General features: G+C 43.6%; 15 protein-coding genes. 5 read left to right on the plus strand and 10 right to left on the minus strand.

The genetic code is table 11. From position 1 onward, the window contains the following. Positions 1 to 48: 48 nt before the first annotated feature. From N7974_RS00890 to N7974_RS00905, 4 genes are all read left to right on the plus strand, one after another. A complete protein-coding gene (locus N7974_RS00890; RefSeq protein ID WP_262963828.1) occupies positions 49 to 2,661 on the plus strand; it encodes an ATP-dependent Clp protease ATP-binding subunit in 2,613 nt (870 codons plus the stop codon). After that, positions 2,662 to 6,243 (plus strand): type VI secretion system membrane subunit TssM, encoded by a 3,582-nt coding sequence (locus tag N7974_RS00895; RefSeq protein WP_262963829.1) that lies wholly within the window; start codon positions 2,662 to 2,664, stop codon positions 6,241 to 6,243. 3 nt (positions 6,244 to 6,246) lie between these two features. Further along, a complete protein-coding gene (locus N7974_RS00900; protein WP_262963830.1) occupies positions 6,247 to 6,705 on the plus strand; it encodes a hypothetical protein in 459 nt (152 codons plus the stop codon). 274 nt (positions 6,706 to 6,979) lie between these two features. Next, positions 6,980 to 9,538: a hypothetical protein gene (locus tag N7974_RS00905; protein ID WP_262963831.1), complete on the plus strand. Its 2,559-nt coding sequence runs from the start codon at positions 6,980 to 6,982 to the stop codon at positions 9,536 to 9,538. Positions 9,539 to 9,749: 211 nt separating this feature from the next. Here N7974_RS00905 and N7974_RS00910 read toward each other — a convergent pair whose 3' ends face one another. Continuing rightward, positions 9,750 to 12,077 carry a PAS domain-containing protein gene (locus N7974_RS00910; RefSeq protein ID WP_262963832.1) on the minus strand — a complete coding sequence of 776 codons (2,328 nt, stop codon included), beginning with the start codon at positions 12,075 to 12,077 and terminating at the stop codon, positions 9,750 to 9,752. A 94-nt stretch (positions 12,078 to 12,171) separates the two neighbouring features. On the opposite strand from N7974_RS00910, the gene N7974_RS00915 reads away from it, so the two are divergent. Next, positions 12,172 to 12,495: a hypothetical protein gene (locus N7974_RS00915; RefSeq protein ID WP_262963833.1), complete on the plus strand. Its 324-nt coding sequence runs from the start codon at positions 12,172 to 12,174 to the stop codon at positions 12,493 to 12,495. Positions 12,496 to 12,713: 218 nt separating this feature from the next. On the opposite strand, the gene N7974_RS00920 is transcribed toward N7974_RS00915, so the two are convergent. The 9 genes from N7974_RS00920 to N7974_RS00960 all read right to left on the minus strand — a co-directional run bounded on the left by N7974_RS00920 (position 12,714) and on the right by N7974_RS00960 (position 23,983). Then, positions 12,714 to 14,135 (minus strand): sigma-54-dependent transcriptional regulator, encoded by a 1,422-nt coding sequence (locus N7974_RS00920; RefSeq protein WP_262963834.1) that lies wholly within the window; start codon positions 14,133 to 14,135, stop codon positions 12,714 to 12,716. After that, positions 14,132 to 15,583 carry a sensor histidine kinase gene (locus N7974_RS00925; protein WP_262963835.1) on the minus strand — a complete coding sequence of 484 codons (1,452 nt, stop codon included), beginning with the start codon at positions 15,581 to 15,583 and terminating at the stop codon, positions 14,132 to 14,134. Before N7974_RS00925 ends, N7974_RS00920 begins: the two co-directional genes overlap by 4 nt. A 273-nt stretch (positions 15,584 to 15,856) precedes the next feature. After that, positions 15,857 to 16,882, minus strand: a complete 1,026-nt coding sequence (locus N7974_RS00930) for a tetratricopeptide repeat protein (RefSeq protein WP_262963836.1) — start codon at positions 16,880 to 16,882, stop codon at positions 15,857 to 15,859. Positions 16,883 to 17,322: 440 nt separating this feature from the next. After that, complete coding sequence (locus tag N7974_RS00935) at positions 17,323 to 18,267, minus strand: cation diffusion facilitator family transporter (protein ID WP_262963837.1); 945 nt, start codon at positions 18,265 to 18,267, stop codon at positions 17,323 to 17,325. A 479-nt stretch (positions 18,268 to 18,746) separates the two neighbouring features. Then, positions 18,747 to 19,256, minus strand: coding sequence for an NADH-quinone oxidoreductase subunit B family protein (locus N7974_RS00940; protein WP_262963838.1), 510 nt, complete (start codon positions 19,254 to 19,256; stop codon positions 18,747 to 18,749). A gap of 8 nt (positions 19,257 to 19,264) precedes the next feature. Next, a complete protein-coding gene (locus N7974_RS00945; protein WP_262963839.1) occupies positions 19,265 to 20,905 on the minus strand; it encodes a hydrogenase large subunit in 1,641 nt (546 codons plus the stop codon). Continuing rightward, on the minus strand, positions 20,902 to 22,365 hold the full coding sequence (locus N7974_RS00950) for a hydrogenase 4 subunit F (RefSeq protein ID WP_262963840.1): 1,464 nt from the start codon (positions 22,363 to 22,365) through the stop codon (positions 20,902 to 20,904). Before N7974_RS00950 ends, N7974_RS00945 begins: the two co-directional genes overlap by 4 nt. After that, positions 22,362 to 23,039, minus strand: a complete 678-nt coding sequence (locus tag N7974_RS00955; RefSeq protein WP_243219556.1) for a formate hydrogenlyase — start codon at positions 23,037 to 23,039, stop codon at positions 22,362 to 22,364. The genes N7974_RS00950 and N7974_RS00955 overlap by 4 nt, the downstream gene beginning before the upstream one ends. Continuing rightward, positions 23,039 to 23,983, minus strand: coding sequence for a respiratory chain complex I subunit 1 family protein (locus N7974_RS00960; protein WP_262963841.1), 945 nt, complete (start codon positions 23,981 to 23,983; stop codon positions 23,039 to 23,041). Before N7974_RS00960 ends, N7974_RS00955 begins: the two co-directional genes overlap by 1 nt. Between the last annotated feature and the right edge of the window lie 43 nt (positions 23,984 to 24,026).

The raw sequence follows: 24,026 nt of genomic DNA on the forward strand, positions 1-24,026 counted from the left end.
TCTCGTCTGCTTTCAATGACGCTAATTAATAAAACCAACAAGAAAATTATGATCATCGAAAAATTTAACTTAAAAGCCCAAGAAGCTATCGAACGTGCCTGTCGTCTGGCGGTTGAAAAAGACCATAGCGTTGTCACTCCCTGGCATTTTTTATATGCCCTGTTGGAAGCAAAGAGCAGCATAGGGCGACAATATCTGGAACAGGCCAATATTGATTTGGTGACCTTGGATGCCACTGTGAGCGCCCATTTGATAGGGCAGCTCAAAGCGTTAAAAAATACCCAGCAAACACCGATTAATCGTGAGCTTGAAAGGGTGTTTATTTATGCCGAACAAGCGTCGACCCGTATGGGCGATAAATATATCGGCATTAATCACTTGTTGCTGGCTTTGTGGGAACTGGATGAATTGGTTACTGCCTTGACCGAGGCGGGCGGAAACAAGGCGGTGTTTACCCAAATACTGGATCAGGTGCCTCAGGGTGGTTACAGTAGTAAAGAGAGTTCCGGTGAATTTGAATATCTGGCCAAGTATGCCCGCGATTTGACCGAAATGGCCAGGCAAGGCTTGCTTGATCCGGTGATTGGTCGTGTCGATGAAATTAATCTTGCGATTCAGGTGTTGTGTCGGCGGATTAAAAATAACCCCATCATTATTGGTGAACCTGGCGTTGGTAAAACGGCTATTGTCGAGGGCCTGGCGCAGCGAATTATTGCCGGTGACGTACCCAGGGATTTAATTGGTTGTTCGGTGTTGGCAGTAGACATGGGTTTGTTGGTCGCCGGTGCCAAATACCGGGGCGAATTTGAAGAACGTTTTAAGCGCCTGTTGCAGGAAATCGCCGATGCCGGAAATGTCATTATCTTTATTGACGAAATTCATAATTTGATCGGTGCCGGTAAGTCCGAAGGCTCAATGGACGCCGCCAATCTTCTTAAACCGGCCTTGGCGAGGGGAGAGATACGTTGTATCGGTGCCACTACCAACGAGGAATACCGTAAACATTTTGAGAAAGACTCTGCTTTAAGTCGACGTTTTCAGGTGGTACGGATGGACGAGCCGGATGACGAAACGGCGTTGATGATTTTACGTGGCATTAAAGAAAAATACGAGATGCATCATGGCATACGTATTACCGAAGCCGCTTTGCTTGCAGCAGTTCGTTTTTCCAGACGTTATATTGCTGACCGATTTTTGCCGGATAAAGCCATTGATCTTATTGATCAGACCGCTGCCACCGTACGTATCGCTCTTTCCGCCAAGCCTGCCGAATTGGAAGCCCTGGATCGTCGCTTGGTCGGGCTGGAAATCGAATGGTATTCATTGACCAATGAAGTGGATGAAACGCGTAAACAACAGTTACATAACGAACTGGTTGCACTGCGTGAAACCAGTGTGCAAATGACGGAACGTTGGGAGCGTGAAAAGCGGGCGATGACTGAAGTTCAAAGTACCCGTAAGTTGCTGGAAGAATCACGTCTGGAAATGGAGCAGAAAATTCGCGAGGAAGATTTTGTGCGTGTTGCCGAATTACAGCATAAGGTAATTCCGCAAGCAGAAAGGACGCTGGCAGAATATGCCGATATCGATACCACGGAAATTAATCCCCAGAAAAACTTTATTGATGAGCAGGATATCGCCGCTACGGTTGCAAGGTTGACCGGGATTCCGGTAGCAAAAATGCTCGATTCCGAACAGCAACGACTGTTGCAATTGGAAAGTCACCTGCGGGAGCGGGTGGTAGGACAGGAAGAAGCGGTTGCTGCGGTATCCAGAGCCATTCGACGTGCCCGTACCAATATTCAGGATGCCAATCGTCCACTCGGTTCTTTTTTGATGCTCGGCCCGACCGGTGTTGGTAAAACCGAATTGGCAAAAACTTTGGCGCAATTTCTGTTCAACGATGAGTCGGCGATGGTGCGTATTGATATGAGCGAATATATGGAGAAGCATTCGGTCGCCCGTCTCACCGGTGCGCCTCCAGGCTATGTCGGTTATGAGGAAGGTGGCGTACTAACCAATCAGGTACGGAGTAAACCCTACAGTGTTATTCTTTTTGATGAAGTGGAAAAGGCTCACCCTGATGTATTTAACCTGTTTTTGCAAGTACTGGACGAAGGTCGTTTGACGGACAGTCGTGGGCAGTTGGTTAGTTTTACCAATGCCCTGATTTTGATGACCTCCAATCTGGGCTCGGAGTTTATTGAACCGGTAGAAACCGAAGAAGAGCAGCAACAGATGCAGACGCTAATCATGGATAAAGTACGTAGCCATTTTCGTCCTGAATTTCTTAACCGTCTTGATGATATTCTGATTTTTCGTCAACTGACCCTCGAAACCATGCGCCCCATCGCCGATATTCAACTACGGCGTTTGGCCAAGTGCCTGGAAGATCGCAACATTCGCCTCGATATAAATGACGAAGCCTGCAATAGTTTGGCACAGTGGGGATTTAATCCTCTGTATGGTGCTCGTCCGCTAAAACGAGTTATTCAAACTCGGCTTCAAGATCCGCTTGCCGAACTGTTGCTTAAGGGAGAACTTTGCGATGGGCAGCAGATTGTCATCAGCATAACTGACGGGGAATTGGTATTTACCGGTACTGATCCGGAAAAAAACCTGGATGACTCAGAGAACATTATTATAAAAGAGGAGGCTTAAATGCCTTTAAACGCTTCAATGAACAAATTTGATACGGTGATTTCCGTACTAAGTTGGCTTGATTGGGTAGGCTTAGCGGTTGTACTTTTGTTGTCAGGCATTTTGGCATGGCTGATTTGGCAGCGAAAATATGCCAAAGGTGCCGGTAAACCAGCCATTCAGGCAATTACTGTTCCGGTAAAGCTTTTATTAGCCTCCAATTGCTTATCAACGGTGTGGCGTGGTTTTGTCGGTGCCATTCCCTGGCGACTGCGTTCCGGAGCATTGAGTGTCCCGCTTTCTTTGGTCATCGGTGATGCAGGTTCAGGCAAGACCGGTATTATTGACCGATATGGACACTGGGAAGGACAAGATTTCCGCTTCCATCCCAGTGCTATTGATGATCCGTTATTACAAATTTATCTGGGTGATAAGTCTTTGGTGTTGGAGTTTTGTTCCTCACTACTGTATGACACGAGTTCTGCGGCTTATCATGCCATAAAGAAATTATGGCGACATCTGCCGCCGCGCCCTCAAGCGGTTATGGTGATTGATGCGACTACCTTGCTGACGCCAAAAACTGAACTGCTGCGCCAATCAGGGCAAGCCTTATTCGGTAAGCTGCAAGCATTCGGTGAGCTTGAGCGCAAACCCTTACCGCTTATTCTTGCTCTGAGCCACATGGAAAAAATCGAGGGCTTTGTAGAATTTTGCATTTTTTTGGAAGAGGCCGGCATCCCTTTGCAAATAGACTTTCCGCAAATGGACGGTATCAATCAGCTGGCGTCCTGCCTTGATGGTTTTCAACAACATTTACCTCGGGCACTTGTCACCCGTCCAGCCCAAGATTATCTTAAAATAGTTGCCTTTCTTAATACAGCTCCCCGTTTACTGGGTGTTTTGGTTGAGTTTTTGCGTGTGGCCGGCTTGGAACAAGGTCTGGCATCTCCTCCTGTCGTTCGACTTTGTCTGCTATCGGAACAGGTTAACAGCTTTGGCTGTCAGCCTTTCTCACTACATGCCGGTATTGTAGATAAACCACGATTGGCACTCAATGGCCATAGCAAAACCGCGCTTATCTTGTTATTGGCAGGAGCGGCCTATTTAATAGTGTGCTATAGATATCAACAGGTTTTGCAAACTAAAATATATCAAGGCATTCAAACTATTTCTGCAACCCCGGTCGAACATTACGCAGAAAATATTGGTTCATTATTTTTTAATCCTGGTCAACCGTTAAGTGATAGGACTTTATTACTTTGGAGACCTCTTCAGCCTACTTATTTCAAGAATGTCGATAATAACAGCAAGCATTTATTGATTGGTGAAATACGAAAATATTATTTATTACCCTTATTAAAACAAATCCAGTTTGAGCAAAATGCCACTTTTAAAACCAATAGACTCATCGGTTTATTATATAGTACATCGACTAATGAAATAGGTAAGCTTATATGGGCAAATCCGCAATTAAATCCGATAGATATGGATAAGTACGGGGCACTTGTTAAAGACTATATAATGTACAATTCAGATACTGATGATTTGGATAATGCGTTAAATCAAATCACTTATACCCAGCAGTCATATGTTGATGACCATTTGCTATGGCTGATGCTGTTTCATAAATTTAAAGATATTCTGAAAAGACCGTTTGTTCAGGAAGCTGAATTTAAAGAGTTGCAACAAGAGTTGGTACCGTTTCTTGGTATTATTGATCAGCTGAACTTTTATAATCAGCAACCAGAAATTACCCAATGGTTGGTGCAACACACCAATTTACGCAGAAATGCGAGAGCCGAATTTGACAACCAATCAGGATTGGACCAAAAGAGCATCGGTCAATTATTAGGCCTTGTCAGCAACCTCAAACTTAGCAATACCGATAATTGTGATGTGACTCTATCTCTGAAAGAGTGCTTGGAGCTAATTCAAGAGTTGGCCAATGCTAAAACAGACACTACATCACCTGACATGGTTTTCAGTTTGGACGGCGAATATTTTTCGTTTACCCGGCAGCAATGGGTAGATTTAATCAAGCGTAGTCGTGTAATTATGAGGCTACGCAGCCTGATTAACAATCACAGAAATTATGACGGCTGGGTGTTTTTTAATTCGCCTTCGACTTATACCGATGTGGAGATGAATTCTTCCAATAATGGTGGCATGTTGTTTGCCGGTAAGGCTCGTATTGACGGACGTTTGACTGCTGATGCTTTTGAGCAGTATGTTAAACCCGCAATAATGGGCTTGTCTGATATTGTCGCCAAACTACCTATTGATGCCAATGAGAAAAAATATTTTGGCGATTTTGTAATAAAAAATTTGAGTACCTACTCCGATCGTTATGTTAGTTCTTATTTAAATTATTTTCGGCAATTTCAGGTTCGTATTGATTCCACTTGGGGGCTGAATTATGTGCTTGATGATTTGCAACAGCCCAATTCCCAGTTATTGGAAACCTTGGTGCAGATAAAAAACAACACGGCACTTAATTTACCTACCTCACCGAACTTTGAACCGCTGGCACAAAAACTTGCCGTATTTCGTTTTATTCAGCGTTTGATGGAAGAAAAAAATGGCGTTTATCCGGAGTTTCAAAAATATCAATTGATGATGGCACAAATGCAATATGAGATAGATTCGACCGAACCTTATGTGCCAAAAAAATCTGATGATAATGCGGCTTCCCTAAAGGGAGCTTTGACACCGATAGGGCGTGTGGCATGGGCAATGCGAGCCCACGAAGATGGCTCTTATTCAACGCTGGTAAAAAACTGGCTGCAAAATGCCGGCATCCTGAATAATTGGCAGCAGCCGTTTCTGGCTCCGGTACAAAAGGTCGAAGAATTTGGTACTGCCGAAATTAATCAGAATATCGCCGGTATTTGGTCAGATATCTGGGATTCTAATGTCGCACCGTTATTGGTCAAATTTCCTTTTACACCTAATGCCGGTCGTGACCAGGAGTTAGCGATGGCTGATTTGGTTAAAATCTTCCATCCGAAACAGGGTATTTTCTGGGTTACCTTCCAGCAGTATCTGTCGCCTCTGGCCAGTCTTGGTAACGGGGTGTGGGTTAAGCGTCATGACTTATCGGACAGCGTGGTGTTACCTGCAAATTATTTGTATCGCCTTAACGCGGCACAACAGCTTACTGCTAATCTCTGGGATGGACAGGGTAATCCAAAACCACTTGAATTATCCGTTAAACCAGGATTGTTACCAACCTTCGATAGCAAGCAAATACCTCAGGCGCCATTGGTATCCTTATCTTATTTGCGTAAAGGCGGAGTCTCCGTACTTGGTTTTAATCAACAGGCCGATTGGCAAAAATTATCACTGGAGTGGTGGATTTTGCAACCGGCCGAGGTGGGTATGGAGTTTCGTAAAGATGCTGATCCGACTCAGGTCTACACGGATATTACCGTTGCTGATTCGCCCTGGAATTTTTTCCGGCTCTTACAGCAAGGTCAAGTCACGGGTAGTCAAAATTATCGGTGGAAACTTGCTCATCCTGATTTTCCGCAGCAACCTTTAAATCTTGAATTCTCATTTCAAGCCAATCCGTTGGCAATATTCACTAATCTTGCCGGGAGCTAAGTCATGATAGACTTTTTACTTTTGAAGGTTTTTCTGCCGCTGGCTGCGGCCATCTTGTTAGTTGCCTGTTCCAGTACACCAAAGCCGCCACCACCGTTGGTTTTTGATGTCACAACGGCTACCCAGACCAACAATGGTGGGCTGTTTTATTTCGTCGTCCGTAGCGCCAATGAAAAGCAATTTATGCTGGAAACTTATCAGGATGTTGCCAATAAAGCCTTCTCTGATCCGCCCGATCAGGGTGTATTAGGTGTCTTTTCGGTGGTCCCTGGTACCCAACAAGAATACACCGTAAACCAACCGGCGCAGGGTACGGTAGCTTTGTATTTTTTGCTTACCAAGCCCGGTTCGCAATGGAAGAAGCTGTTTTCTGCGCCGCTAGAAGATAAATATAATATTAACTTAAAGGCCAATAGCCAAGTTGAGATTAACAAGGATAAACCTTGGTATTCTTGGTTTTAATGGCCAAATGGCTATTGCGCTGTAGCGTTCATTTATCTTATCAATTCGGGTTGTTAAGCTGCAGATAGTGCGATATTTATTTTTTGTAATCAAATTTTAATATGGAAATAGTGATGATATATTTTATTTTTATTAAGGGGGGTTTATGAGTTTTTGGTCCGATATTACTACTTATTTTAGCGATTGGTATAAAGATGGTGTTTTAGTAGAGCACTTAACGAATCAGGCAATAATCCATCGTAAACCGGTCGGTGAATATGTACCGGCTCCCGGAATGGCTTTGCCGTTACAGCCCACATCTGATGAGCTTTATGAAGTATTTATGTTTTCTGGCGTTGATTATCGAGGGCAGGCTCAACACGCATTCGAGACCTTAGGCTATGGAGCAAGTGCAAATATCAGTGTTGACTTTGCAAAAATGTTCTTGCCACCTGGAGTATCCATGTTTGCTACGGCCTCTATTAGCGCTAATATGAGTGCTAAAAAAGCTTCCCATAGATTTTTGTATATTGCCAATCAAGGAAATTCAACAGAGTTTTTCAAAAAACCGAATAGCCTCGCACCGGTAAACATTAAGCAACCAGGCTTTAAGGATTTACGTCGTGCCAGGATGCCTATTGGGAGTGAGAGTGCTATGGCGACGTGGGCTGCGGCAAATGCAGAAAAACTTAAGGAACTGGATGCTCAGGCAGCCATAGCCAAGATACAAACGAGTCGTCATCAGGCGTGGCAACCGGTAGTTTTGAGTTGTATGCGAGGTAGCTGGACTTATTGTAAAGGTGGTGTAGGCGTCGAGGTTGGCGCTAAATTTGATACGACAAATATCACCAACATAGGAATCAGTAATGTTGAGTCTTTCGGTTTCGGAATAAAGCTAACAGCTTCGGCTAGTGGATCTTATGAGGGTACATGGGTTCTTGTGACTGACCCTGCTCCTCTGCATTCTGATATACGCGATACCAACATAAAACGAGAATGGTTTAAGGAATATTCAAAGTCGGCCAGTTCACAACAAAATCAACAATTTGATCTGGCGGTTAAAAAGTTGCCAAGCCAGTCAAGTACTAATCCGAGCTGTTATTTAAGTTGGTGGAGTCAGACAAAAGAAGCCACTGCGGCATTAAATGCTGCACTTACTGCAACTAGTGTTACTCAAGCGGGAACCTATAATGACCAGACTGTCGGTCCGGGGGGAACGCTCACGCTTTCAGCGAAATTACCAAGTATCAAATGGACATCAAAAACTGCAAGTTACCGGCTTAATAATCCTTGCTCTAATCCTGATATTATCCTGTCACAGGAGACTGTCATACTTTATAAACAGCTGGGTGGACAACTGATAGGCATTGCTCTGGATCTGGAATTGGGCTGCGCAACCGTTAAAGCTGATAAAGATACCGGGCTAAATAGCTTGGCGCAGAAGGATCCACAAAATCTTTTTTTATCAAATATAACGACTACAACGATCAAAAAAGAAATAAAAGTAGATGGTGCTTTAGCACCACCGGATATGACATTATATAAAAGTGATAATTTTAAAGCGGCGCTTTCTTCAAAATCACTTAAATGCTCATTTTTTGAAGATAAATTTAAGAAGATTGAAAAGACCTGGAGTACTGTCAACTCGATGACATACGAAGCAGGCATTGTATTGTGGTCGAAGCCTGATAGACAACTACTGGAGGGTAGCGGATTTGTCGTAGGACAAAGCCTGATCTTGCCAACTTTTGCCATATATTGGAATAACTGTACACAATGTGACTTACTTTTTGGAAAAGCTTTACCTGATTGGAGTGGTGTTAAGAAATTGGTAGAGGATTCTATTACGGAGCAGTTACCAAGCCAGACAGGTATATTACCAACCTTGCAAAATTGGCTCGACAGCAGTAATACAGGTGATTATCGTTGGAGCATCACTAATGTCGACGATGCTATAAAGGCTTATTGGAAGCACCAAGATAAGACACCATGGAATCTGGCTCCCGCAGATGTTTTAAAGGCATTACTGGCACAAGCTAAAAAGAATTGTGGAACACAAAATTCCGGCACAGCAGAAGAAAAAGAAAAAAAACTATATAGCCAGGTTGTGTATTTGGCATTAGAAGAGGCCAAGATACGTGCAAAGTTATATAACGAAATCCTTCAGGGTATCAACAAATGGATAAAATCAAAAGGCGGCGAAACAACTGCGGTCAATAATAAACGTTATCCTGCTATCCTTTCTTTACGTCTTAATTGCGCTTATTCAATCGAGAAGCTTGACGACTTTACATCGAAACTGGATGTGGTTAATGAATATAATAATATGCGAGCTATGGAAGTTGATTTGTCCGGTCAGTTACATGTAAGCCTGGAAAATCTTCAAACCTTCCTCGGTAATGTTGCAATGCAAGAATGCGTTAAAGATCTGGTTGCTTTATTACAGCATCCAGAGAATAAAAAACAAGTTCCGGGAGCTTTTATAATCGAAGCCTCATTCAAACTTTCCTCCGAACAGCTTAGCTTAAAACCTGGATTTGTCGATAACGGTGACGATATTCAAAGTGGTTTTACTGATGATATCAAAAGACGTTTAGCAGGCCATTACGATGACAGACTTCAATATATTAGCATTAGGTATCGTAAGTCGGATACCAAAGCTAGTGACCGTTCTTTCAAGTTAGGAGTTAATGTCGGTGCAGCCAAACTTGGTTTTTCTTTAGATCGCATACGTCAGGCAGGTACTGAGGGAAACTTTATGTTACATACAGTATGGTTTGGCAGTTATAAAGGGTTTAATGATCGAGGCGCATGGCCAGAAAAATCGGTTCCAATGCCAGTAATTATTTCGTAGATATCCGCGTAATTAATCATTTTAAAGCAGGGCAGTAATCTTCTGTATTTTTACTGCTTTTGCTTTACCCATCTTGGTGGCAAGTAGTCGATAAAAAGCACCCTGCGTGGTATTGATCTTGCCCACATTGAGTTAAAAGTAGAAAGTTTCTATTTTGGTACTGTTTCAGGAACAAATGCATGACTTTGATAAGTAAGGTGCAAACATTATTTCATGCAGAGTTGTTATCTTCTGCTGCATTTTTACTGACGGGTAAGGTAAAATAAAAAGTGCAGCCATTTCCAGCTTGGCTAGTAAAATGTAAATTGCCATAATGGGCTTCGATAATTGATCGGCTAATGGATAGTCCCATGCCCATACCGTCAGTTTTGGTAGTGTAAAAAGGCATCACTATTTGTTGTTGTTGGTCTTCATTAATCCCTGATCCATTATCCATTACGCTGATTTCAATATAATTATTGGGTGTTAACCGACTATTTATAGCCAAGCTGCGTTGTTGTTTTTCCGGACAGTTTTTTAGGGCATCAATACTGTTTCGAATCAGGTTTATGATGACCTGTTCAATTTGGATAGCATCAACATTGACAGGCGGCAGAGGTTTTTGTAGTTTAAATGTCAGCTTTATGCTGTTGTGTTTAATTTCATCAATACACAAGCTGGCCGAGTCATGAATCAACGCGTTAACGTCGGTAATGGCATGCTGTGTTATCTGTGATTTTATAAATTCCCGCATGCGACGAATGATTTGTCCGGCTCTTAACGCCTGTTGCTGCGTTTTGTATAAAATCTCGGCAAGCTTGACCAGATCAGGGTTTTCATTGTTAAGCAGATTTATACTGACTTGCGTATAACTCGAAATGGCAGTTAATGGTTGATTGACTTCATGAGCAATCCCGGAAGCCATCTCACCCATCAGGCCAAGGCGAGTAACATGGGCTAGCTGGTTTAGATGCTCCTTGTCTTGCTGCTCCCGGTATTTTCGCTCACTAATATCCTGTGCACTACCCAACATACGTAGGGGTTTGTTCATATCATCGTATTGTAATTCACCACTACCACAGATAAAACGAATAGAGCCATCCGGCAGTATAATACGAAAATCCAGTTGCCTCGCTTCATGACCGTTCAGACAATCACTCATCCACATGCTCATTGCGTCATTATCTTCTGGATGGATCAAATTAATAAAGGCTTCTGATGAGTGCCCAAAGGTCTCTTTGGTAACTCCATAAATCGGGTACATTTCATCTGACCAGCTAAGGTAACCGCTTGTCAGATCTAAAGACCAACTACCAATATGAGCAATACGCTGTGATTGCGACAACATCCATTCTTTTTCCTGTAATATTTCCTGGACGTGTTTGAGCGCAGAAATATCGGTATGTGTACCTATCATGCGTAAAGGCTTATTATCTTCGCTGCTGGTAACTACCATCCCGCGTCCTAAAATCCATTTGTAACTTCCATTCTTACAGCGTAACCGGAATTCAACACTGTAACTATCGGTATTTCCAGTAATATATATTTGCACTAAGTTTGCAACATGTGCCTGATCATCGGGGTGAATATGACTTATCCATTCTCTATTCATTGGCTGAATATCGTTTTCGGCATAGCCCAGCATTTCTATCCAGCGCCGTGAATAAATGACTTTTCCGGTTGGAATATCCCAGTCCCATACCCCATCACCGGTACCCTCAATGGCAAATTTCCAGAGAAATTCACTTTCACGTAGCGCAGACTCTATTTGCTTACGTTCGGTGATATCGGTAGATATGCTACACAATCCGTAAATACTGCCATTTTCGTCGCGTAGCGGTTGCTTAATCGAAACATAGGTGCGCGCAATATGAGTGTCTTTATCAATAATAATTTCCTCGGTTGCTATACGCTCACCCAGTTCAATAACACGGCGATCATTTTCATGAAATGCTGTTTTTGTTACCTCATCAAAAAAGAAGTCTTCCAGTTTTTTGCCAATAATGCCCTCCAGTTCTGTGCCAAATAGTTGTTGTACTGGCTGATTGGCATACTGATACTGATAGCCGGAATCTTTGATATAAATCAAGGCTTCAACATTGTCGAGAATGGTGTTGAGTTTATATTCACTTTCCCGTAAAGCTGCTTCTGCAGTTTTTCTCTGTTGTATCTCCGCTTGCAGTTGGGCAACGCTGGGTAAAGACAAGGCCTGAGGTGCAACCTTTAACATCAGTACTGCAGTCGGGATCGAAATAAGCGCTATAAAGGCTTTAATCAATCCATCCAGCCAATACAACGGGATCCAGATGGTGATGGCTGAAAGTAAATGCGAAGTGCCGCAGGCAATAACGGATACCGACAACAGGAGTGCCAGCCACGAATAGGGAAAGTCTTTACGTTGCCGGACAAAATAGACCAGCGTTAAAGGGATGGAATAAAAGGCCAGAGCAATTAGCAGATCTGAACCAACATGTAGCCAAAGTAATATAGGGCTCCACGATAAACAATAACCGTGAGGAATGAGATCTTTAATACCAAAAAAATCAATTAAGGGTTGCATTTTTAAGTCAAATTAGAGGCTATTATTAATGGCTGGTTTACGATAAAAGTGTTATGGTTATTTTTCTATAATAATAAGTGTAAGAGGTAATGTCGTGAAAATACTCATTAAGCTAATCGCTATTGTGGCACTCGTTTCTTTAAGTCAGATGAGTTTAGCAGCTGATCCGGTTGAAAAGAAACCTGAAATGAAAATGGATCATGCCATGGGCACCATGGATGAATCAAAAATGATGGAACATTTAAAAATAAAACAGGAAGAGATACTGAAGATGCATGATCTTTCCAATAAGATTCTTGCAGAAACCGATCCAAAGAAAAAACAGGTATTGAAAGATCAACAGCTTGAGCTAATTAAGGCTGAGCATATTCAAATGATGAATATGCATCATCCAAAAATGATGAAAATGGATAAATAAAGTAAAAATAATCCGGACACAACAGGTTTATTCATTAAAAAATACTTGAACGGTCGTATAACGAAAATTAATAATGGTCAGGTTACGATTGCTGTCATGTCGTAATCTGACTTGTTATATAAAAAATATCTGAACGATTTTATCAGTAAGAGATTATATCCTTGTTAACACGTAATTTTTAGGATCACGTATAATTTTACGGGACACGGAAACCCTAATCAATCTACCGTTTTTAGATTGTATTTTCGTACCCGGTAGCGTAGTGTTTCTCGTGTTGCGCTCAGTGCTCTTGCGGCGGCAGTCAGATTATTATCGGCTCGTTCCAGCGTAGTTTTAATGATAAATCGATCCATATCATCCAACGCCATGCTGCCATCCAAAGGCAAATAAATACCTTGTTCACTCGATTTTGCCTGAGACTGGCTATTTTTTTGATCCCGATCATTTGATTCTGTCCGGGATTGCTGTCCGGGTAATTGCAACCATTGTCCCGGAAATGTAGTGCCATCAGCAAATAATACACAACGTTCAATAACATTGCGCAGTTCCCTGACATTACCCGGCCAGAAATGCGCTTTAAGCTTGTTCCAGACATCATCAGGAATATCTTTTACCTGTCGTCCGGCTTTGGCATTGTATTCGGCAACAAAGAGCGGCACCAGCTCATCAAGATCTTCAACCGCTTCACGCAGCGGCGGCAAAATGACCTTAAATACGCTTAAACGATGATATAAATCAGCACGGAAACTACCATCCTGTGCCATTTTTTCCAAATCACGGTTACTGGCAGCGACAATCTGGACATCAACACTGATCTCTTTTTCGCCTCCCAAGCGTCGTACTTTATGATCTTCAATGGCCTTAAGCAGCTTGGCTTGTAAATCCAGTGGCATTTCACCAATTTCATCCATAAATAAGGTGCCGCCGTCTGCCTGTTCCAACAAGCCCCGGTGCCGTCCTGATGCACCGGTAAATGCACCCGGTTCATGCCCGAATAATTCGGATTCCAGTAATTCGCGTGGTAATGCGGCACAATTAACTTCAATCATGGGTTGTTGGGCGCGAGGTCCCCCATAATGCAGAATACGTGCGGTTAAACCTTTCCCTGTGCCACTTTCGCCACCGATAATCAGGGCGCTAAAGGGTACTTGTGTCAGTTTTGCCAACAATTGCCGAATATCTTGTGCTTGCCGGCTATGACCGATATAAGCTTCCGGTGAGTAGCGTCGATGACCTTGTTTGGTTTGATCAATAACACGACGCTGTATCGATGCACTGCGAGTCGCGCTGGTAACAACCAGATCAAGGCGCTCCAGATCACAAGGTTTTTCGAGAAAATCATAAGCACCCAGACGCAGCGCCCTGACCGAATCAGGAACGCTACCGTAGCCAGTCAAAAACAGCCATTCGGCGTAGCTGACATGTTTTTTTACCGCTTCCATAAAATCCAGGGCGTTACCGTCCGGTAAATTCATGTCAGATAGAATCAAGAGCGGTTCTATACGATCTTTAAGTAGCAAGGTCTTGGCTTCAGCTAACGTACTGGCCCATACCACATCCCAGCCCTGTGCGCGGTAGTGGCGTGATAACTCTGAACCCAGCAGTTTTTCATCTTCAATGATGAGCAAGGTTTCTATCATGATTTTTCTCCAGGAAAGCATTCTTTTGGTACCAATACCGTGACACAAGCGCCATGAGGTTGTTGATTATTCAGCTTAATCGTGCCACCAATGTCTTTAACAAAACGCTGTACCATAGCCAATCCCAGACCTGTGCCGCGTGGACGACTGGTGCGAAACGGTCGTATGCCGTAGTTAAGCATATCGTCAGAAAAGCCGGGGCCATTGTCAAATACCTCAATGCGTAAGCCTTGAGGCTCCACACTGGCTTTTATACGGATTAAACCTGGACTGCTATCAAGGGCATCCGCTGCATTTAATATCAAATTTAACAAAGCCTGACGGATACCGCTTTCGGGCAGATGCACCGGTAAGGTATCGGGTGTATCACTGTTCAGTGTAATGGCTTCCGGGATCTGGTAGCGGGTTAGGGCCAATAAATCCCGAATGAGTATTGTCATATCAAAATCGGTAGCTGTTTCAGGCGAATGACGGCTTTGATCCAGCATCTCGTTTAACAGGCGCGCCAAGCGCTTTAGCTCGCTACTAATCAGATCCATCCGCTCGCACTGGTATTCATCATCAATTTCTCGGCGTAAATTAGTGAAAGCCATTTGAATACCCGCCAGCGGGTTACGGATTTCGTGCGCCAACTCGGCAGCAACTTCGCCTATTGCCGCCAAACGTTCTGCTCTAGCTAAGCTATATTGCTGTTCCAGCAGAGCTTGTGTGGCTAATCTGACTTCCCGTTGCAGTGATTGCGCATACAAGCGCTTGGCTTCTTCCAGATCGGCAAGATGCATAACCAAAGCGTTATAGCTGTTAAAAACCGGAAACAGCAAAGGGTCGAGGTGATCGGTCGTAATCGGTGTATAGTTTTCTTGCGTCAATCGTTCCAATAACTGCCTCAGGTCATTAAGCGGATGCAATATTCTATAGTGTAAAAATAACATGGCTCCTAATAATATTAAGGTGAAGGTGACTAAGGCGATATAAAGTTCGGTCTGAGTATCAAAATTAATATCCTCCAGTAATTTTTCCCGTCGCAAGGCTTCTTCATCAAGTGTCTGACTCATCACTTCAAGAGCCTGTATCAGTCGGACATTTTTTTCTGACTTGTCCAGCTTGTTTATATTGGTCAGGAGGCTACTAACAGTTTCCAGGCTTTTTCTGGTGGGGGCTAATAAATACTGATTATCATCGATTAACGCCTTCATTTCATTGAGGGTTTTAGTCAATACTACCGGGTGAGAATCGGGGATAGTCTCGGTCACATAGCCAATCAACGATTGCTGCAAACCTACCGACACATTTTGAATGCGGTGGGAGTAGTTTACATAGGATAAAACGGTTTCAAAGTGATGTAGATTTCGCCAGATCATGCCGCCAAGAATAGCAAGAGCCAACAGCAGCAGGCCAAAAAATGCCAGGGCACGAATTTTTGCGGGCCGGTAGAAAATTGAGGTCATGGCATCCCTTTTTAGTGGTTAAATTGATTTGGTTGTTGATATAGCTAGCCAGTGTTGATGATGGTCAGCAGCATGAATAATCCATTAACGGTTTACCGGATACAAACTTTCGAGACGAATTACCTCTATAGTCTTTTAGAAATTAAATTTCCATTCACATCGTTGCAAGCTCATACAGATAAAATCCCTTGAAGGGATGGTATTTGTTGGCATCGAAATTATTTATCTGAGAATCTATAAAAAGACTTTTTGTTGGCATACCTGGAAGCCCTGTTACAAAAAAAGCGCTTTAAAAGCAGTAGCCTGTTTTGAAAAATTATCATTACTTAGTATCAAAGCATCCAGATCGGCAGTTAGTAGTGCGTTGATTTTAAATTGACGGACAACATTTAAGTCCTGTGATTTTTTTACCATACTTGCAGCTCCCTCTTCATAGCCTTGTAAAAAAAGACTGACTGATAAACACAGGTATCCATAACTTTTTTTCTCATCCAAGGTCATTAGTTCGACTTCCTTACCGGGAGCAATTTCAAAATGCCAGGCATCTTCATTTTCCGCTTCGGCCATAAGGGCTTTATCTTCCAGCCATTCAATAGCTTGTTTTTGATAGCTCAAGGCCTGACTTAAATATTCAAGACGCCAGTAAATTTTGGCACTTTCAAGTGCGGACAGCGGGTATTTCTTATTTCTTGAATATTCCCCAATGGCTTGTTCGTAATTTTTTTCTTTAAAGTAGATGGTACCCAGATTATTTCTATATTTGGCTGTTGGTGACAGGTTTATTGCTCGTAAAGATTCAACTTTGGCGGCTTCGTAATTTCCTAGTTGGTCATAAAGCAATGCCAAATTATAATAGGCATCAGTCAGTCGCCAATTTTGTCTGATAGCAGCGTTATAATGCTGCATGGCCTTATCTACCTGATTATTGGCGTTATAAAACTGCCCCAAAAATAAATTAACATGGGCATCGTTGGGGTTTTGTTGGTAAAGAATATCAATGGCATCTTTAAACCCTGGCTGGGCCAATGTCTGTCCAATCTTGGCTATTTTCAAGTTCCATGCGGCTTGCTTGTTTTGTGGATTGTCTTTTAATTCAGCTTCAAAAATCCGTTGAGCATCGCGGTAACGCCCCATATTTAAAGCATTATCACCTTCAACAATTAACTGCCTGGCAGACGTAGGTGCTTTGGCTATGTCATAGTGATTGGCTATCCAGCCGCCGCCAATTAACGTTGTGATTAAGGCAACGATAAGTCCCAGTTTCTTTATAAAATTCCAGCAATCAGCTAAAAAATTCATAATCTTATCCTGACCGGAAACGATATGTCCTGTAAATTATGCATTAGGATTAGTCATGGCTTTCTATTTTTTACAGGTTATTACAAACATTAAATCTGTCGTGTAATCAGCCAGCTAGCTGATTTTTATAGTTAAGTTCTGTTATAAACGGCTGTTATTAACAGCCCTTGAAGAGTGTACAAGTAAAGACCTTATGTTTTTCATAGTTTTTCCAAGGGGCATTATAATACGAAGTGCCGGCAAGTATGGCATGCCATGCCACTCTCATCAAACGAATGATAGTAGAAATTGAAAGACAGGGTTTTTGTCGAACAGGGATGGCTGGTTTATTAATGACTAATTCCTTTGTCAGCAAATATTTTTTTCAACAGGTGCATGACAAAAAAACCGTAGGCGTAGGAATTAGGGGCAATAGCACTGACAGTGTCAGGCGTTTAACTCTAATGATGATGGGGTAAAACCGGTTTTGTTGCCGTCAGAGAGCAGGCATGATCAGTGCTACCCAGTTCAATTTGCAAGGTACAGTGATGAACGGAGTGCTGCTCTTCAAGTATCCGGACACATTCATCAATGAAGGCATCGCCAGGATGGCCGTTGGGCATAACCAGATGTACAGTCAGCGCACTTTCGGTAGTACTCAAACCCCAAATATGTAGATCATGAATGTCTGTTACCCCTTTCAATTGGTATAAGTAATCGTTTACTGCCGTTACATCAATATTTTCTGGCACAGCATTCATGGCCAGTTTCAGCGATTCACGCAGCAAGCCCCAGGTACCTATGACAATAACGACTACGATAACCAGGCTAATGGCCGGATCAAGCCAATACCATCCAGTGTAAAGCATTGCGACCCCCGCAAGCACTACGGCAAGTGATACTGCTGTATCAGCTGCCATGTGCAGGTAGGCACTGCGAATGTTTAAATCGCCTTTACTGCCTTTCATTAATAGCAATGCCGACAGGCCATTGACAACAATGCCAACTGCGGCGACTATTGATATGGTTAGTCCAGCTATAGCGGGGGGTTGTGAAAAGCGTTCAATAGCTTCCCAGGCAATGGCTCCCGAGGCTACCAAAAGTAACATGGCATTGGCGAGTGCAGCCAGAATTGATGTGCTGCGCAGCCCATAGGTGAAGCGCTTGCTGGGTTGCTTACGGGTTAAAATAATAGCGCCCCAAGACAACAGCAGACCTAACACATCTGAAGTATTATGGCCTGCATCGGCTATTAGCGCCGTTGAATTGGTGAGAAATCCATAGGCAAATTCAACTGCGACAAACAGTAGATTTAGAACGATGGTAATTGCAAAAATTGGCCCATAGTTTTTGGGGGCAGGGTGGTGATGTTTTTCAGAATGATTGTGGTTGTGATGATCGGCCATTATTTTATTTCCGTATGCCAACAAAAAATAACTTGTTAAGACGGTTAACTTCTTGTGAAATTTAATTGACGACAATCATATCTTAATTTGACGGTTAAGGTGATATCCAAGAATAAATAGTCCCAAGTGGTACAGGATTTTTGTTTATTTACAACGACTGCAAGGACAGATATTTGCTCCTGGAATACCTGCATTCACGGCATCCCTGTAGATTATGCAGAAGGTACGTAGCCATGTATGGCTGAAGGTATCGCGACTGTAACAACGATTGAGAGCACTAAAACAGTAGGCTCCTTAAGAGGCGCAGGAGCTGTTGCCGAGTCCGAGAAATCGGCGCGTAGTTAGCTACGCACCTATTGTGACAATGCAGCAAATGAATAAAAAGCATATAGTTTTTCAGGAATTAAATTTCTATTCACATCTCTGTAAACTTATGCGGATACCATCCCTTCAAGGGATGGTATCCGTTAGCATCGAAATTATTTATTAATCAAGCCCAGCAATCCTTTCAGTAATGCCAGAGGTGTGGGCGGGCAGCCGACTATGGTCATATCGACCGGTATAACATTGGTTACTGCGCCGCAACTGGCGTAAGAAATGCCAAATTCACCACCGCAAGCGGCACAATCACCAACGGCAATAACCCATTTTGGATTCGGTGTTGCTTCGTATGTTCTTAGCAATGCTGTTTGCATGTGCCGCGACACAGGACCTGTCACCAACAACACATCGGCATGCCTTGGCGAGGCGACAAAATGAATACCAAAACGCTCAATATCATAAAACGGATTATTAAGCGCGTGGATTTCCAGTTCACAACCATTGCAGGAACCGGCATCGACTGCCCTTATGGCAATGCTACCGGAAAAACTTTTGTCAATGTGACGTTTAATTTGTATACCCAGCTGTTCCAGTTCATCGTCCTTGGGAGCTTTGTACTTTTCAGTGACAACACCGGTTGTCAGGATTTTTTTAATAAGTTGCAGCACAGAGCCTCCTATAAATCGTTGCCTGAATAAGAGCCATTCAGGGATTTGTTGCAAACAGGAAAATCCGGCACAATATTATTGAGCACCAGTTTTTCTAAAGCAGGCCAGTTTAAGGTGCTGGGGTCGCGTGGATAAAAACGGGCGATTTTGTTATCGGTATCGAAACGAATATGAGTGACGATTTCTCCCCGCCAACCTTCAACGATTCCCAAGCCTTCACTGCCAGCTTTTGGTGGTTGCCATTCGGTGAGTATTTCACCATCCGCAGGTTGTGCTATAACAAGTTGCGCTATAAATTGTTCGATGAGTTTTAACGAGGACAGAATTTCCTTGTATCTGACCCAGAATCTTGAGGCAATATCGCCTTGGTTTTCCACCGCAACTTTAAAAACGACTTGATCGTAAGGTGAATAGGGCGAATCTCTGCGGACATCAAAATTTTGCCCACTGGCACGGCCAACATAACCCAGCGTACCAAAAGCGGCAGCGATTTCCGGTAACAGATAACCCGCCGTGTAAATCCTGTCTTCCAGAGATGAGTTAAGGTCTACGGCAGGCATGATTTCTGACAGTTCATTTCTTAATTGACTGATTTCCTGAGTAATCAAGGCACAGGAGGCTGCTGATAAATCACTGATAACACCGCCCGGAACAATCCTGTCCATTAACAAGCGGTGGCCGAAGACAGTTGCATTGGTGCGTAAGCAAAGTTCACGCAAGCGGGTGAATTGCATTTGGGCAAAAACAAAAGCCACATCATTACAAATTCCACCCATATCACCCAAATGATTGGCAATTCTTTCGCGCTCTGCCAAAATACCGCGTATTAAGCTGGCTCGTGGCGGGATTTGAATGTCTGCGGCTTGCTCCATTGCCATGCAGGCTGCCCAGCAATGCCCTACCGTGGTATCGCCAGAAACTCGACCGGCTAAACGAGCCAATGACTCGGGTGTCCGGTCTTCGGCAATTTTTTCAATACCTTTATGGGTATAACCCAAGCGTTCTTCCAGATTTAATATCAGTTCACCTACCGCCTGAAAGCGAAAGTGTCCGGGTTCAATAATACCGGCATGAACGGGACCAACGGGGATTTCATATACCCCGGCACCATAAGCTTTAACAAAAGGATAATCCATATCGGGCGGGGTAACGGCTTGTGGCTCGCCTTGCACAGGAAAGTCTTTGCGTAAGGGGTAACTACCCACAGCCCAGGCTTTATGTTGCGTCCAGCGTCGGTTGTCAGGATGGCCGATAAAGTTAATACCAAACATGTCTTGGGTATGACGTTCACTGCGATTGGCGGCTGGGTAAACGGTCGCTTGTGAAGGTAATTCCGGGCTCTCGTTATTGACGTGGGTACGTAACAATAAATAAGTTCCTTCCCTTTCAAAGCAGGCATTGACGATAAACAGTGTCTCGGCATGTTCTGCCCAACCGGCTACCCAACGCAGGTTTTGTTCAATCGCGTACTGACTGAATTGTTGCCAGTGCTTGCTTTCAATGTTCCACAGTACGGCATTATTATTCTTAATATCTTCATCTGATTGCCCGGCAGTCGTTAAATGCCGATTCATCAGTGTCGGAACGATAAAAAATTCTGCGTTATTGAGTTGGTTTAAAAAATCTGTCGCCCAGTTTGAAGAACTCATAACGGTGTACTCCCCGAGATTAATAAGGTTGCCTGTGAAAACCAGTTGGCAAGAAACCCCGGAATAGCCAGACCTAGCCACAATACCAAACCTAAATGAATGATCACCGGCCATAAGTTGGCTTTAACGGGGTGTTGGCCTTCGGGTTTGTCGCCATAAACCATGGACTGTACATGTCTGAACAGTCCGGCAAAGGCAATGCCGATACCCAACAACAAGAACGGTGCCAGCCAAGGGTAGCTATGCATGGTTGCCAGCAAGACCAAAAATTCACTGGTAAATACGCCAAAAGGCGGAAACCCGGCAATAGCCATTGTACCTATCAACAAGCCCCAGCCAACGCGGGGTTGGGTTTTTATCAAGCCGCGTATTTTGTCCATGCTTTGGGTGCCGGTAATTTGCGCAGCATGACCTACGGTGACAAAAATAGCCGATTTTGTCAGTGAATGCACGGTCATGTGCAGTAATGCGGCAAAAGTTGCCATGGGGCCGCCGACCCCAAAGGCAAAAGTCATCATCCCCATATGTTCAATGGATGAATAACTGAATAATCGTTTAATGTCTTTTTGGCGATGCAGAAACAAAGCGCCAACCAGAAAAGACAGTAAGCCAAACCCCATCATTAAATAACCGGCCATGTTGTTATGGGTTGCACCGTCTACCAGCATCTTGTTGCGAACGACGGCATACAAGGCATCATTTAACAATAGGCCGGATAATACCGCCGACATCGGGGTAGGGCCTTCGGAATGGGCATCGGGTAACCAGTTATGTAAAGGAACCAGGCCGATTTTTGTACCGTAGCCAACCAGTAAAAACACAAAGGCAATTTGCAGTATCTCCGGATTTAATTGCCGGGCATTTTCATAAAGTACTGACCACAGTAAGGCATTTTCACCATCACCGATCTGAACCGCTGCGTAATATAGCAAAATGGTACCAAACAGGGCTTGCGCAATACCTACGCCACAAAGAATAAAGTATTTCCAGGCGGCCTCAATAGATTCAGGAGTGCGGTACAAGCTGACCAATAGCACGGTCGCGAGGGTAGCACCTTCCATGGCTACCCACATAATGCCCATATTATTGGTGGTTAACACCATATACATGGCCAGCATAAAACCCTGATACATCGAGTAATAAAGTTTTAATCGGTTGTCAGTCAGCTTACCCAGTTCCTTTTCATGAGCCATATAAGATGACGAAAAAATAGACGTGGTAAGTCCGACAAAAGCGGTTAGGGCAATCAAATAGACATTAAAAGAATCAATTAAAAAGGCCTTGTTGGGAGATAAAATAGTACCTTGATTAAGTACATTAATCGCCAGCCAGATAGATGCCAGCAAACAGATACCGTTTAACCAGACATTGATTTTACCCATGTCCGTTTTATGACCAACAATAGCAAAAAAAATAATTCCGACAAAAGGGATAAATAATACAAGATAAGCCGCGATCATTTATCCACCTCGTTTAAGCGGTTTAACAAGTCGACATCCAGTGAGTCGATGCTGGTACGTATATGTAAGAAAAAAATACCGAACAGCACGGCTGCCACTAATACATCAAATGCGACACCCAATTCGACTACCATTGGCATACCTTTGGTAGCAACGATAGCGGCAAAAAATAACCCGTTTTCTATCGACATGAAGCCCACCACATGAGCAACTGCCTGACGATGGGAAATCATTAGCAGCATACCCAACAATACCACTGAAAGGCTGACTGCCAGTGCATTGAGCATGACCGGTGAGGTAGTTGGTACGATAGGATGTAAAATATAATAACTAAATACCATCAAGCTTGCTCCGCCCAGCATTACCATGGTCTTGTTTTTTAATGCCTGAATACTTCGTTGTGCATTCATGTGCATAACTTCACGTCTTAACATCCACGGTATAAAAATAACTTTTAGCAGTAAGGTTAGTGCAGCGGAAATATACAAGTGATGACTGTCCAAACTATAGCCCGCCAACACGGTGGTAATGGTTAACAGAAAGCCCTGTAATGCAAAGACAAAAATCAGTCGTAGTAACCTGCTTTGCCCCAGCATGAGAAAAGAGGTGAGTCCTACCAATGCCGCCATTGATAAAATGGCTTGTGTATAAAAATCGGTTTGTTCAATATGCATTAGCGTGCAGCCTCCAAAATGATGTGACTCAACATACCCAGCAAGCCTAATAAGTAGGCAAAGCTAAGATATTCCTGGACTCGAAATAAGCGCATTTTGGCAAATAAAGTCTCGGCTATCGCGAGAACTATCGCTAACAAAGCGAGCTTGCCTGTAATTGCCAGTAAGCCGTAGCCTAATGCTTCAGCACTAAAGGTTTCGGCGATGCCCCACGGAAAAAAGATATTGGCAATCAATACGCCATAAAGCATTAGTTTAAGCTGACTGGCCCATTCAATTAGCGCCAAATGCCGGCCGCTGTATTCAAGAATCATGGCTTCATGAATCATGGTCAATTCCAGATGCGTAGCCGGATTATCGACAGGAATACGTCCGGTTTCAGCGATGGCAACCAAAAGCAGGGCAGGCAGGGCAAATACAAAGGAAGGTCTTAGCACCATACCTTCGTTGATGACATGAGCAATGGCACCGGATAAATTTGTTGTGGAAGCGGTCATGGTCAGCGTAAAAACTGCCATCAACATGGCGGGTTCTGCCAACGAAGAGATGGTCATTTCCCTGGACGATCCCATGCCACCAAATGCAGTCCCCATATCCAGTCCCGCCAAGGCCAGGAAAAACCGGGCAAAGGCAAAAAACCCTACCATGACGATCACGTCGGCGCTGGCCGAGGTAGGTAGATCAACAGCAATCAAGGGTACTACCGTTGCCGCCAGAACGGTGGCGGAGAAGACAATGTAAGGTGTGGCTATAAACAGCCAGGACGCCTGTTTTGAAACTACCGGTTGTTTATGCGTTAATTTGAGCAAATCCCGATAAGGCTGCAATAAAGAGGGTGCTTTGCGGTTTTGTAAACGACATTTGCACCACTTCAGCCAACCTGCCAATAACGGCGCCATGGCGACAAATAACGCGGTTTGTAAAATGGCGATTAACCAATTCATTGTATTTCTCCAGGCAGAAGAGAGAGTTGGACTGAAGAGTATG

It is taken from the genome of Methylobacter psychrophilus (genome assembly GCF_025583945.1).
Lineage (GTDB): Bacteria > Pseudomonadota > Gammaproteobacteria > Methylococcales > Methylomonadaceae > Methylobacter_C > Methylobacter_C psychrophilus.